The organism is Acinetobacter sp. YT-02, from assembly GCF_002412355.1.
GTDB lineage: Bacteria > Pseudomonadota > Gammaproteobacteria > Pseudomonadales > Moraxellaceae > Acinetobacter > Acinetobacter towneri.
Genome location: NZ_NOZT01000003.1, coordinates 1 through 12,919, shown reverse-complemented (window position 1 = coordinate 12,919; position 12,919 = coordinate 1). Strand labels below are relative to the sequence as shown.

11 protein-coding genes are annotated in these 12,919 nt (G+C 43.7%); 4 read left to right on the top strand and 7 right to left on the bottom strand.

Going from position 1 to position 12,919, the window contains the following annotated elements; genetic code table 11:
- Positions 1 to 11: 11 nt before the first annotated feature.
- The gene (locus CF596_RS01960; RefSeq protein ID WP_096901055.1) at positions 12 to 1,496 is read left to right on the top strand and encodes an OmpA family protein; all 1,485 of its coding nucleotides are present in this window, start codon (positions 12 to 14) and stop codon (positions 1,494 to 1,496) included.
- 270 nt (positions 1,497 to 1,766) lie between these two features.
- Here CF596_RS01960 and CF596_RS01955 read toward each other — a convergent pair whose 3' ends face one another.
- The 7 genes from CF596_RS01955 to CF596_RS01925 all read right to left on the bottom strand — a co-directional run bounded on the left by CF596_RS01955 (position 1,767) and on the right by CF596_RS01925 (position 9,738).
- Positions 1,767 to 2,405: a CoA transferase subunit B gene (locus CF596_RS01955; protein WP_004971544.1), complete on the bottom strand. Its 639-nt coding sequence runs from the start codon at positions 2,403 to 2,405 to the stop codon at positions 1,767 to 1,769.
- A gap of 3 nt (positions 2,406 to 2,408) precedes the next feature.
- Entirely contained in the window at positions 2,409 to 3,113 is a 705-nt protein-coding gene (locus CF596_RS01950) for a CoA transferase subunit A (protein WP_004971542.1), read from the bottom strand.
- Between the two features lie 99 nt (positions 3,114 to 3,212).
- Positions 3,213 to 4,115 carry a hydroxymethylglutaryl-CoA lyase gene (locus tag CF596_RS01945; protein WP_096901054.1) on the bottom strand — a complete coding sequence of 301 codons (903 nt, stop codon included), beginning with the start codon at positions 4,113 to 4,115 and terminating at the stop codon, positions 3,213 to 3,215.
- On the bottom strand, positions 4,112 to 6,106 hold the full coding sequence (locus CF596_RS01940) for an acetyl/propionyl/methylcrotonyl-CoA carboxylase subunit alpha (protein ID WP_096901053.1): 1,995 nt from the start codon (positions 6,104 to 6,106) through the stop codon (positions 4,112 to 4,114). Before CF596_RS01940 ends, CF596_RS01945 begins: the two co-directional genes overlap by 4 nt.
- A 15-nt stretch (positions 6,107 to 6,121) precedes the next feature.
- A complete protein-coding gene (locus CF596_RS01935) occupies positions 6,122 to 6,919 on the bottom strand; it encodes an enoyl-CoA hydratase/isomerase family protein (RefSeq protein ID WP_004971533.1) in 798 nt (265 codons plus the stop codon).
- 11 nt (positions 6,920 to 6,930) lie between these two features.
- On the bottom strand, positions 6,931 to 8,532 hold the full coding sequence (locus tag CF596_RS01930) for a carboxyl transferase domain-containing protein (RefSeq protein ID WP_096901052.1): 1,602 nt from the start codon (positions 8,530 to 8,532) through the stop codon (positions 6,931 to 6,933).
- A 33-nt stretch (positions 8,533 to 8,565) separates the two neighbouring features.
- Positions 8,566 to 9,738, bottom strand: coding sequence for an isovaleryl-CoA dehydrogenase (locus tag CF596_RS01925; RefSeq protein WP_096901146.1), 1,173 nt, complete (start codon positions 9,736 to 9,738; stop codon positions 8,566 to 8,568).
- A gap of 148 nt (positions 9,739 to 9,886) precedes the next feature.
- Here CF596_RS01925 and CF596_RS01920 point away from each other — a divergent pair, with 148 nt between their 5' ends.
- The 3 genes from CF596_RS01920 to CF596_RS01910 all read left to right on the top strand — a co-directional run.
- Positions 9,887 to 10,513 (top strand): TetR/AcrR family transcriptional regulator, encoded by a 627-nt coding sequence (locus tag CF596_RS01920; protein ID WP_004971526.1) that lies wholly within the window; start codon positions 9,887 to 9,889, stop codon positions 10,511 to 10,513.
- Positions 10,514 to 10,596: 83 nt separating this feature from the next.
- The gene (locus CF596_RS01915) at positions 10,597 to 12,285 is read left to right on the top strand and encodes an AMP-binding protein (protein ID WP_096901051.1); all 1,689 of its coding nucleotides are present in this window, start codon (positions 10,597 to 10,599) and stop codon (positions 12,283 to 12,285) included.
- A gap of 191 nt (positions 12,286 to 12,476) precedes the next feature.
- On the top strand, positions 12,477 to 12,919 hold a 443-nt coding region (locus CF596_RS01910), incomplete at its 3' end, for a radical SAM protein (RefSeq protein WP_347337701.1).

The following is a 12,919-nucleotide window of genomic DNA, read 5'->3' as shown; positions in this document are numbered from 1 at the left end:
AGGGCATATATATGCAAACAGATTTTATAGACTTGCTCAAACAAAGTGTGTCATCCATTGTATTGGAAGGGGAAACCCAGCATTTGCTTGAAAAAAATCAGGCATTAAATAGTTTTTATCCCATTTTATTGTCTATTTTAAATTCACGACCTGAACTGATTGACAATCTGCTGCGACAACTGAATCCACGTGTGGGCGATGTATTTGGTTCAAATCTATCTTTAAAACAGCAGTTTTTAGATTTGGTCAGCGGCACAGCACCGCAAACCGAAATTGAAAACACCCTGAATCGTTCAATTGCACCAAGTTTAAACTTTTTGGAAAATCAGGCAGGTTCATCTGACCCAGTTGCAATTCAGCATTTACTGCAAAACAATTTAGATTCAATTCAGGCGGCTTTACCGCAGTGGGCAACAGCATTATTGGCTGCTTTGGGGGTAAATAATGCTGCGGGCCAAACCGTACATCAAGCACCTGAAGTCATTGTGACTGAGCCAGTAGAAGAACGCCGTTCGTGGTTATTGCCAATTTTAGCTTTAATTATTTTAATTGGTTTATTGGCATTTTTATTCCGTGCATGTAGTGACCGCAACCAAGCGCCTGCAACCACACAGACCCAAGTGGCAGCAAATCAGGCTGCAATGTTGCAAGTCAGTACAGGCAGTGATGGTAATTTGGTGACCTGTCAAATTTTGCTGAATAATCCAAGCTATATGGAAATTCTGCAGAATGAAGTGAAGCAAATTTTCAATCATCCAACAGGTTGTGGTGCAGAAAATTTTGCCAACTATCATTCGGAATTTATTGATCAGGACGTGATTCCAAGCGTTTTAAAAATGCTGAAAGGTGTACCGAATGTCAATTTAAACTGGGTGGGTAATCAACTGTCTATTCAAGCCACGAACCCTGCCGATGCAGAGCGTTTAGCCAGTCAAATTCGTCCATTGGCTAAAAACATGACTGTAGTGACTCAGCAACCTGCAGAAACTACAGTAACCGATGTTAATCAGGCTGTAACCAGCAGTATTAGCAATGCCGAGCAGGCTTTGGCTGCAATTAATCCTGACAATATTCAAGCTTTGGATATTGCGACGGCACTCAATATGCAAATCATTAATTTTGATTCTGCATCGACTGAAATTCCAGCAGCCAATAAGTCTATTTTAGATCAGGCTGCGATATTGATGCAGCGCGCGCCACAAGTGCAATTAACCGTGAAAGGGCATACCGATGCCGTAGGTGATGCCAATGCCAACAAAACTTTGTCACAACAACGTGCGCAAGCAGTGGTCGATTATTTAGTATCACGTGGTGTAAATCCGGGTCAATTGCAAGCCATTGGTTTTGGTTCAGAGCAGCCGATTGCGGCAAATGCAACGCCAGAAGGTCAATTTAAAAACCGCCGTATTGAGTTTGAAGTCTTGAATGTAGATACAGGCACGGTGCGTAGTGTGGAAGATGCTGGCGTGGTAGAGCAAAAGGCGCCTCAATCTTAAAATAGGTCTATTTTCTTGTAAGCCTTCACTTTGCAAAGTGAAGGCTTTTTTATTGTGGATCAATCCCGAAGTATTGTGCAAATATCGAAATTGAAAGTGATTTTTTAAATGATTTTTGGTTTAGTGGAATAATTTTATAAATCAGTGATTTATTGGTTTTGTTGAGTGGAAAAGTATAGGAGTCAAAATAAACTCTCTCCCTTGTATTAAGTTTTAAAGCAGTGCATCAAAACTTGCAAAGGAGAGGGTTATTCACTCGAGATAAATTCATCAAGCTGCGACTTTTTGTAAGGCAACACCTGTGACTTTTTGAATTTCATCAAAACTGACATCGGGTGCAAGTTCAATCAACTTTACGCCTTGTGGAGTAATATCAAGCACGCCTAAGTCGGTAATGATACGATGCACCACCGCTTTACCTGTGAGTGGCAAACTGCACTGCGATACAATTTTAGGCGTACCATCTTTGGCACAATGTTCCATCAACACCACAACTTTTTGTACGCCTGCAACCAAATCCATTGCACCGCCCATACCTTTAACTTTCTTGCCGGGAATCATCCAGTTGGCAAGATCGCCTTGTTCAGAAACTTCCATTGCCCCTAAAATAGCGATATTGACATGCCCGCCACGAATCATGGCAAAGGAATCTGCGCTAGAGAAAAAAGCCGCACCTTTACGCGCTGTCACAGTTTGTTTACCTGCATTGATCAGGTCGGCATCTACAGTTTCGGCAGTTGGGAACTCACCAATGCCAAGCAAGCCATTTTCGGACTGTAACCAGACATTGATATGTTCAGGAATATAATTGGCGACCAGTGTGGGTAAGCCAATGCCTAAATTGACATAAAAACCATCTTCTAATTCTTGTGCAGCGCGCTGCGCCATTTGATTACGCGTCCAAGCCATGTCTTAAGCCTCCGCCTTTAAAGTCATTTGTTCAATCCGTTTTTCTGGGCTTGCATTGAGGACAATGCGGTTCACATAAATACCAGCTAAGTGGATTTCGTCGGGGTCTAAATCGCCAATTTCAACGATTTGTTCAACTTCGGCAATGGTGATTTTGCCTGCCATAGCACAAACAGGATTAAAGTTTTGTGCTGTTTTACGGAAAATAAGATTACCCGCTTTATCTGCTTTGTAGGCTTTGACCAAAGCGACATCTGCAGTCAAAGATTCTTCTAAAATATAATCTTTGCCGTTAAATTCACGGACTTCTTTGCCTTCTGCAATGACAGTGCCTACACCTGTTGGGGTGAAAAATGCAGGAATACCCGCACCGCCTGCGCGTAATTTTTCTGCCAGTGTGCCTTGCGGGGTAAGTTCAACTTCCAGTTCACCGCTTAAAAACTGGCGTTCAAATTCTTTATTTTCGCCGACATAAGATGAAATCATTTTTTTAATTTGTTTGGTTTCAAGCAATAAGCCTAAACCAAAACCATCGACCCCTGCGTTGTTGGAAATACAAGTCAGCTGTTTCACACCTGTATCTTTTAACGCAGCAATCAAGGCTTCAGGAATACCGCATAAACCAAAACCACCCACCGCCAAGGTATGCCCATCTTGAACCACGCCATTTAATGCAGCTTGTGCGCTGTCATATACTTTATTGGACATTTGTCACCTCTTTATTCTCTGCACGGCATTCACTTGCCATGTTGTGTTGTTGCCATCCTTATTGCTTATGTTCCAATGCTATTGAGGATGAAATGGGTTTTAAGCACAAACCTTTTGCCAGTAGGCATTGGCATAGTGAGATGGATTATCACGCTGTAAGATATTGCTGATGTTGCGACTGGCTTGCATCAGCGGCTCTAACCGCACACCTGTTTCAAAACCCATCTTGGACAGTAAATAGTACAAGTCTTCGGTAGACACATTGCCCGATGCACCTTTGGCATACGGACAGCCACCCAAACCAGCAATGGATGAATCAAATACACGAATGCCTTGTAAGAGCGATTGATAAATATTGGCAATCGCCATGCCGTAAGTATTGTGAAAATGACCTGCTAAAACTTTGGCATCGACCTCTGCCAAACATGCATCCCAGACTTTTTGCACACGGTCAGGGGTTGCTGTACCAATGGTTTCACCCAAAGACACTTCATAGCAGCCCATGTCCAATAATTGCTGTGTGACTTTTGCGACTTGTTTCGGGTCAATTGCGCCTTCATAAGGACAGTCCACCATACAAGATACATAACCACGCACGCGAATGTTGTGCGCTTTGGCTTGACGCATGACATCGCTAAATTTTTCCAAACTTTCTTCAATTGAACAGTTGATATTTTTTCGGGTAAAGCTTTCAGAAGCGGCGGTAAACACGGCAACTTCTTTGCAACCCACCGCCAAAGCCGACTCAAAACCTTTTGAGTTTGGGGTCAGTAAACTGAATTGAATGTTTGGGTTTTGTGGCAGGCTGGCAAACAGCACATCGCTGTCTGCCATTTGCGGTACCCATTTGGCCGATACGCAAGAACCGACCTCAATGCTGCTTAAACCTGTTTGCATTAAATCCAAAATCAGGTTTTTACGGTCTGCCAAAGTGAGTGGCGTTTTCTCATTTTGCAGACCATCTCGTGGGCCAACCTCTACAATTTTGACAAATTCAGTCATGCAACTTCCTCCGTCAAGGCTTCAAATTCAACCAGTTCATCGCCTGCTTTGACCTGATCGCCCGCTTGGAAGTACGAACTTGCCACAATGCCATCGAAAGGCGCACGAATTGAATATTCAATTTTCATGGCTTCCAGTGTCATCAGTACATCATCTTTTTTCACACGGGCATTGGCTGCCACCAAAACTTGGGTGATTACACCCGGCATTGGTGCAGTCAGATTGTTGGCATTGTCTTGTTGATCATCGCTGTTAAAGTTTGCTTGTACATAGCTAAACACATGACGCTGACCGTTTTGGAACAGGGTGATGCCTTGCGCATGTTGGTTAAATGCTATTTTTTGTTGCTGACCATTGATACAAACCTGTAGACGATGTGCATCCAAAAGCTCGCCTTGAACGCTCAGCGTTTGCCCATTGTAGTGAGCCTCAAAACCAGAAGTGCATGGTTTTAACTGGATTTTGAGTGTTTGGTCATTGCACTGTAATTGCACTGTGTGGGCGCTTTGCTGATTTAAGCGCCAGAAGTGGTCTTTTTGCCAAACCGCGTTGTTTGCCGCTTTGTTGTTTTGAATACGAGAAAGTACATCAATTAACGCAGCTGCAACGACAGTTTCTGTAGCGACTTCAGGTTTTGCGTTAAGTAAAAATGCTTCCTCACGTTGAATAAGCCCTGTATCCAAATTGGCATGTTTAAAGGAATCACACAGCACCAAACGATCCAAGAATGCAATGTTGTTGCCTAAACCATCGACGTGGAACTGACCTAAAGCATGGTGCATTTGCGTTAATGCTGCTTCACGGTTTTTACCCCAAACAATCAGTTTGGCAATCATTGGGTCGTAGTAGGTGCTGATTTCATCACCTTCGACAATCCCGCTATCGACACGTACGGCATCATTTTGCTCTGGATAATGCAGATAGCTGATTTGACCAATGGCAGGAATAAAGCCTTTTTCTGGTTCTTCGGCATACACACGCGCTTCAAGGGCATGACCATGAATTTGCAATTCATGTTGCTGTTTTGGCAATCGCTCACCAAAAGCAACTCGCAATTGCCACTCAACCAAGTCTTGCCCTGTAATCATTTCTGTGACGGGGTGTTCGACCTGCAAGCGGGTATTCATTTCCATGAAATAAGCAGTACCGTCTTGCTCGACAATAAACTCTACCGTACCTGCGCCCACGTAATTTACAGCACGTGCGGCATCAATTGCGGCTTGGCGCATAGTTTCGAGTTTATCTTCTGGCATTTTTGGTGCAGGTGCTTCTTCAAGCACTTTTTGGTGGCGACGTTGTACCGAGCAATCACGTTCAAACAAATGCACGTAGTTGCCGTGAGTATCGCCAAAAACCTGTACTTCAATATGACGTGGTTGAATCACATAGCGTTCAATCAGCACGTCTTCGTTGCCAAAGCTAGAACGTGCTTCACTTTTACATGAAGCGAGTGAGCTGAGAAAGTCTTCACTGCGTTCTACTAAACGCATGCCTTTACCGCCACCGCCTGCACTGGCTTTAATGAGCACAGGATAACCAATGCTGTCGGCTTGTTGCTTTAAAAATGCCGCATCTTGATTGCTGCCGTGGTAGCCCGGAGTTAGTGGCACACCTGCTTTTTCCATCAAGGCTTTAGAGGTTGCTTTTAGACCCATCGCCAAAATGGCTTCAACTGGCGGGCCAATAAAAACAATATTGTTGTCTTTACAGGCAAGTGCGAATTGGTCATTTTCAGATAAGAAACCATAACCCGGGTGAATCGCTTGTGCACCTGTGCTTTTGGCTGCCTGAATAATACGTTCAACTTGCAAATAACTTTGTGCCGCAGGCGATTCACCAATATAAATGGCTTCGTCTGCCAGTTTAACGTGTTGTGATTGCGCATCGGCATCTGAATACACCGCGACTGTCGCAATCCCAAGTTTTTTTGCGGTACGAATTACACGGCAGGCAATTTCACCACGGTTGGCAATTAAAATCTTTTCAAACATCGTGCGATCCTTCTTTTATTCTGCCGTGGTCTTGATCCAAGCCGGGCTTTGTTTATTTAAAAAAGCATTTAAGCCATTTTTCGCCTCAGTTCCTTGGCGAACATGTGCAATATGCTGTGCAGTTTGTTGGAGTAAATCTTCGGTCAAAACTTGATGATTAACCATCTGAATCAGTTGTTTAGAAGCATGTTGCGCTTCTGGGCCACCAAGCAATAAGGCTTGCACAATTTCATCAATTTTGCTGTCTAAGTCTTCGGCTGAAGTGACTTCATGCGCTAAACCAATTTGCTGTGCCTGTTCTGCAGAAATACGCTCTGCCGTTAAAAAGTAACGTGATGCCTGACGTGCGCCAATCGCACGAATGACGTAAGGGCTAATGGTAGATGGTGCTAAACCTAAACGTACTTCAGAGGTCGCAAACTTGGCATCGGTGCTGGCAACGCAAATATCACAGGCAGCTGCCAAACCCATACCACCACCAAAGGCAATACCATGCACACGGGCAATAGTCGGTTGTTTTAACGTCGCTAAACTTTGCAGCATTTTTGCCAGTTTTAGGGCATCGGCTTGATTTTCTGCTGTAGAAGCTTGACCTGCCTGTTTCATCCAGTTCAAATCTGCACCTGCAGAAAAGCTTTTGCCGCGTCCTGCCAAAATCACCACTCGAATATCATCACGGCTATTCAGTGCCTGAAAGCAGGCGTGTAATTCTTCAATCACCTCTGTATTGAAAGCGTTATGCAATTCCGCACGATTAATCCAAACCGTAGCCACTTGGTTGTTCTGTTCGAGCTGTAAAAACTGATAATCCATTTTGTCACCTCTTACATGCGGAACACGCCAAATTTGGTCGGTTGGATGGGTGCATTGAGGGCAGCGGCTAAACTTAATGCCAAAACTTCACGCGACTGTGCTGGATCAATCACACCATCATCCCATAAGCGTGCAGACGCATAATATGGATGACCCTGACGTTCGTATTGTTCACGAATTGGCTGTTTGAACTGATCTTCTTCTTCTGCAGACCAGCTACCACCTTTGGCTTCAATCTGATCACGCTTTAAGGTAGACAATACGCTCGATGCTTGTTCGCCACCCATCACTGAAATACGTGAGTTTGGCCATGTCCACATAAAACGTGGTGAATAAGCACGACCACACATCCCGTAGTTACCTGCACCAAAAGAACCGCCAATCACCAAAGTCAGTTTAGGCACATTGGCTGTGGCAACCGCCATCACCAGTTTGGCACCATTTTTGGCAATGCCTTCATTTTCATATTGGCGTCCAACCATGAAGCCTGTGATATTTTGAATAAATAACAGGGGAATGTTGCGTTGGGTGCATAGTTCAATAAAGTGTGCGCCTTTTTGTGCCGACTCGGAAAATAAAATACCGTTGTTGGCAATAATCCCGACAGACATACCATATAGTTTGGCAAAACCTGTAATTAATGTGGTGCCAAAGCGCGCTTTAAATTCATCAAAACGTGAACCATCGACAATACGGGCAATCACTTCACGTACATCAAACGGTTTACGCGCGTCAGTCGGAACAATGCCATACAGTTCAGAGGCATCGAATAATGGTGCTTCTATATGCTCAGGCTGCGGGTTTGGCTTTTTATTTAAATTGGCAACGATGTTGCGGGCAATTGCCAAGGCATGTTCATCATTTTCTGCCAAATGATCGGCTACACCTGAAAGGCGAGTGTGTACATCGCCACCACCCAAGTCTTCGCTGCTAACCACTTCACCTGTTGCGGCTTTAACCAGCGGTGGGCCGCCCAAGAAAATTGTCCCCTGATTACGCACAATGATGGTTTCATCTGACATGGCAGGGACATACGCACCGCCTGCGGTACAACTTCCCATCACAACGGCAATTTGGGCAATGCCCATGCTCGACATACGCGCTTGGTTATAGAAAATGCGTCCGAAATGATCACGGTCTGGAAAGACTTCATCTTGTAGCGGCAAATATGCACCGCCAGAATCGACCAAATAAATACAAGTCAGGTGATTCTGTTCGGCAATTTCCTGTGCGCGTAAATGCTTTTTCACAGTCAGTGGATAGTACGTTCCACCTTTTACTGTGGCATCGTTGGCAATGATCATGCAGGTCACGCCATTCACTTGACCGACACCCGCCACTACACCCGCAGCAGGGACATCATCCTGATAGACCTGATAAGCGGCCAACTGACCAATTTCAATAAATGCAGTACCCGGATCGATCAGGTGGTCAATCCGTTCACGTGGCAGTAATTTGCCACGGTCTAAATGTTTTTGGCGTGCAGTTTCGCCACCACCCAAAGCAATTTTTTGGACTTTTTCTCTGAGGTCATCGACTAGGCTTTGCATCGCAGCTTGGTTGTTTTTAAACTCGTCGCTGCGAATATTAATTTTGCTCTGTAATTGATTCATGCCAACATCCTTGTCTATTCTTGTGATTTATTTTTAGGCAGTTTCGTTAAACAATTCACGGCCAATCAACATACGGCGAATTTCTGAAGTACCCGCACCAATTTCATAGAGTTTGGCATCACGCCATAAACGTCCTGCAGAGAACTCATTGATATAGCCATTACCGCCCAAGGTTTGGATGGTTTCACCTGCCATCCATGTGGCTTTTTCGGCAGCGTATAAAATGGCACTGGCTGCATCTTTACGTAAACTACGGCTGTGTTCAGCTTTGTCACATTCTGCGCCAACGGCATAGACCAGTGCTTTACATGCCAACCAAGTCGAATACATATCGGCAATTTTGCCTTGCATAAGCTGGAATTCACCCAATGCCTGACCAAACTGTTTACGCTCATGAATATAAGGAATCACGGTATCCATGCAGGCATCCATAATGCCTAGCGGCCCTGCACTTAAAACTGCACGTTCATAGTCCAGTCCACTCATTAGTACTTTTGTACCATTGCCCACACCGCCCAAGACGTTTTCTTTTGGTACTTCAACATTGTCAAAGAACAATGGATAGGTATTTGAGCCGCGCATCCCGAGTTTGTCTAAATGGCTGCCGTGGCTAAAACCTGACATGGTTTTTTCAATTAAGAAAGCAGTCATACCTTTGGCGCCTGCCTGTAAGTCAGTTTTGGCATACACCACCAAAACATCGGCATCACCGCCATTGGTAATCCACATTTTTGAGCCGTTGAGCAAGTAATGATCGCCTTTATCTTCAGCTTTCAGTTTCATGCTAACCACGTCTGAGCCTGCATTTGGTTCAGACATTGCCAAAGCGCCGACGTAATCGCCTGAAATCAGTTTTGGTAAATAGCGTTGCTTCTGTTCTTCTGTCCCATTTCGCTTAATTTGGTTCACACATAGGTTAGAATGAGCACCGTAAGACAAACCAATGGATGCTGATGCACGAGAAATTTCTTGCATGGCAATGATGTGAGCTAAATAGCCTAAGTTAGTGCCGCCGTATTCTTCACTCACGGTTAAGCCAAGTAAGCCCATATCGCCAAATTTTTTCCAAAGCTGGGCAGGGAATTCGTTATCACGATCAACCTGTTGAGCAATGGGTGCAATTTCCTTTGCACAAAAAGCAGCGATTGAATCGCGCAGGGCGATTAAGGTTTTATCTAAGCCGAAGTCTAAGCTTTGTAAAATCATGTGTTCATCCATCCTGTGGTTATATTTGTTGTTCCTAAAACAAGCATTGTTGTTGTGCTTAGGTTCTAACATACATCGAAAATTTAAAAAAGTGAACTAAAATTCACAAAATGATTTACAATTCATTTTATCTGGTTGAGAATAAGATATGAGTTATAAAAGATCATCATTGATGCAGGAACGTATGGAACAAAATCGCATGGCGATTTTAGATTCTGCTCGTGAACTTATTGCTCATGGGGGCTTTAAAGAAGCGTCTATCCAAGCCATTGCAGAACGCGCAGGCGTATCTACAGGTTTGGTGTATCGCTACTTTGAAAATAAAAGTCAGATTTTGATTGAAGTTTTATCGGATGCGATTCGTCGTGAGGTCGAAATTTTGGACCACATTGCGAAGTCAGATTTAAGTGCAAAACAAAAATTGCAAAAATCTGTCACCACTTTTGTGAAGCGTGCGATGAACAGCCCTCAATTGGCGTATTCGTTAATGTTCGAGCCTGTAGACCCAGAAATGGAACATGAGCGTTTTCGCAGTAAACAACTGATCAAACAGAGCATCAAGGAAATTTTGGCTGAAGGAAAAGTCAATGGTGAGTTTGATTTTGAAGATTTGAACACTGCTGCTTTGGGTGTGGTTGGCTCCATGACCTTTGTAGTGATTGAACCTTTAAACCCGTCTCGCAATGTGATGTTTGATCAAAATTATAAAGATTACTTTGTCAAACAAATTGCCGACTTTTGTGTAAATGCAGTGCGAAAACAGCAGGGAGGGTAGTAAAAACAACGCACAAAACAGGCAAAAAGTAATCGTCGTCATAATGGAAAACAGAATTACAAAGAATCAAGGAGATCGATTCAATGACACAAGTACGGTTAAGTTATGCCTATGGCACCAGTAATCAGCCTTTGTTAGGCATGACCATTGGTGAAAAGTTTGATCAGGCTTGCCAGCAATATGCAGATCAGGATGCTTTGGTAAGCGTGCATCAAAATGTGCGTCTGACCTATAAGCAACTACAGCAACAGGTCAATGCCTTTGCCTGTAGTTTGTTAAAACTCGGTTTTAAAAAAGGTGACCGCCTTGCCATTTGGTCTCCGAATTGTGTGGAATGGACGATCACTCAATTCGCAGCCTTTAAGGCAGGGGTGATTTTGGTGAATTTAAACCCAGCCTATAAAAGCAATGAACTGGAATTTGTGCTCAACAAAGTTTCCTGTAAAGGTTTGGTAATTGCATCGCAGTTTAAAAGTACCAACTATCAGGACATCTTAACGAAAATTGCCCCAGAGCTGTGTCAGGCAGACAATAAAGTCCTCAACGCCAAGCGTTTACCGCATTTAAAGCATGTGATTAAAATTGATGATCAAGCACATACAGGAATGCATCGTTTTCAGGATTTATTGACAGCTCCAACCACACACATGCTGAAAAAACTGCAACACATTGCCAGTGAGTTGCAGTTCGATGAAACCATTAACATTCAATTTACCTCAGGCACGACGGGCAATCCGAAAGGCACTATGCTGACCCACAACAACATTTTAAATAATGGTTACTTTGTAGGAGAAGCAATTCATTTAAGTCCACAAGACCGTGTTTGTATTTCCGTACCGCTGTTTCACTGCTTTGGTATGGTGATGGGCAATTTAGCGTGTATCACACATGGTTCAACCATGGTCTATCCATCGGCAGTGTTTAACCCGCTCGATACCTTAAAAGCCATTCAGCAAGAAAAATGTACAGCTGCTTACGGCGTACCGACCATGTTTATTGCCATTTTAGAGCATGAACAGTTTGATGAATTTGATTTATCTAGCTTGCGTACAGGCATCATGGCAGGCAGTCCGTGTCCGCAAGAAATTATGCAACGCGTCATCGACCGTATGCACATGGCGCAAATCACCATTTGTTATGGCATGACCGAAACAGCGCCTGTGAGCGCACAAAGTTCGACTGAAGATTCGGTGGAACGTCGAGTCAGTACGGTGGGGCGTGTACATCCACATCTGGAAGTAAAAATTGTCGATGAAGAAGGCAAAGTCGTGCCGCGCGGACAGTTAGGAGAATTGTGTGTGCGTGGTTATTCAGTCATGCTGGGTTACTGGGATGAACATGACAAAACCCAAGAAGTCATTGATGTTGCACGTTGGATGCACACAGGCGACATTGCAGAAATGGATGATGAAGGCTTTGTAAAAATCAAAGGTCGCATTAAAGATGTGGTGATTCGTGGCGGTGAAAACCTGTTCCCGAAAGAAATTGAAGATTTCTTATATACTCACGATGCGGTCTGCGATGTGCAAGTAATTGGCGTGCCAGATCATCGTTATGGTGAAGAACTATGTGCCTGTATTATTTTGCATGAACACCATGAATGTACCGAAGAGGCAATTCGCCAATACTGTGCAGAACACATTTCACACAATAAAGTCCCACGTTATGTGCGCTTCTTTAGTGAATTTCCAATGACCGCTTCAGGCAAGGCACAGAAATTTAAATTACGTGAATTTATGCGTGAAGAATTAAATTTAAAGGAAATTGCTTAAGGCATTATTTCAGCTATTTACTGCTGCAAGATCGACCTTTTAATTTTGTCAGCACACACCCTTTATTTCTCACGCAGAGATAAAGGGATACTCTATACAGGAATAATCACACTAAAAATATATCGCATGCTCGGCTTAATAAAAGATGGCACAAGTTTAAGCATGATGCGTGATAATCAAGGATGAAAATAATGACCGTACGCAATGATTGGACTCGAGAAGAAATTCAGCAGTTATATGAGCAACCTTTTCTGGATTTAGTCTTTGAAGCACAGCGTGTGCATCGCCAACATTTTGCTGCCAATACCGTACAAGTCAGTACCTTATTGTCGATTAAAACAGGCAAATGCCCTGAGGACTGCAAATATTGCTCGCAATCTGCGCATTATGATTCACAGCTTGAAGCTGAAAAACGTATTGCAGTTGATAAAGTCATTCAAGAGGCTAAAGAAGCTTTAGCATCAGGTTCTTCACGTTTTTGTATGGGCGCAGCATGGCGTAATCCGCATGAACGCGATATGCCGTATGTTTTAGAAATGGTGCGTGAAGTCAAAGCACTCGGCTTAGAAACTTGCATGACTTTAGGGATGTTGAATCAATCTCAGGCAGAACGCTTAAAAGATGCAGGTTTGGA

Bases quoted from the DNA above. Each gene is read 5' to 3' on its own strand.
- CF596_RS01930 (WP_096901052.1), bottom strand. From the start codon at position 8,532: ATGAATCAATTACAGAGCAAAATTAATATTCGCAGCGACGAGTTTAAA.
- CF596_RS01960 (WP_096901055.1), top strand. From the start codon at position 12: ATGCAAACAGATTTTATAGACTTGCTCAAACAAAGTGTGTCATCCATT.
- CF596_RS01940 (WP_096901053.1), bottom strand. From the start codon at position 6,106: ATGTTTGAAAAGATTTTAATTGCCAACCGTGGTGAAATTGCCTGCCGT.
- CF596_RS01955 (WP_004971544.1), bottom strand. From the start codon at position 2,405: ATGGCTTGGACGCGTAATCAAATGGCGCAGCGCGCTGCACAAGAATTA.
- CF596_RS01945 (WP_096901054.1), bottom strand. From the start codon at position 4,115: ATGACTGAATTTGTCAAAATTGTAGAGGTTGGCCCACGAGATGGTCTG.
- CF596_RS01915 (WP_096901051.1), top strand. From the start codon at position 10,597: ATGACACAAGTACGGTTAAGTTATGCCTATGGCACCAGTAATCAGCCT.
- CF596_RS01925 (WP_096901146.1), bottom strand. From the start codon at position 9,738: ATGATTTTACAAAGCTTAGACTTCGGCTTAGATAAAACCTTAATCGCC.
- CF596_RS01920 (WP_004971526.1), top strand. From the start codon at position 9,887: ATGAGTTATAAAAGATCATCATTGATGCAGGAACGTATGGAACAAAAT.
- CF596_RS01935 (WP_004971533.1), bottom strand. From the start codon at position 6,919: ATGGATTATCAGTTTTTACAGCTCGAACAGAACAACCAAGTGGCTACG.
- CF596_RS01950 (WP_004971542.1), bottom strand. From the start codon at position 3,113: ATGTCCAATAAAGTATATGACAGCGCACAAGCTGCATTAAATGGCGTG.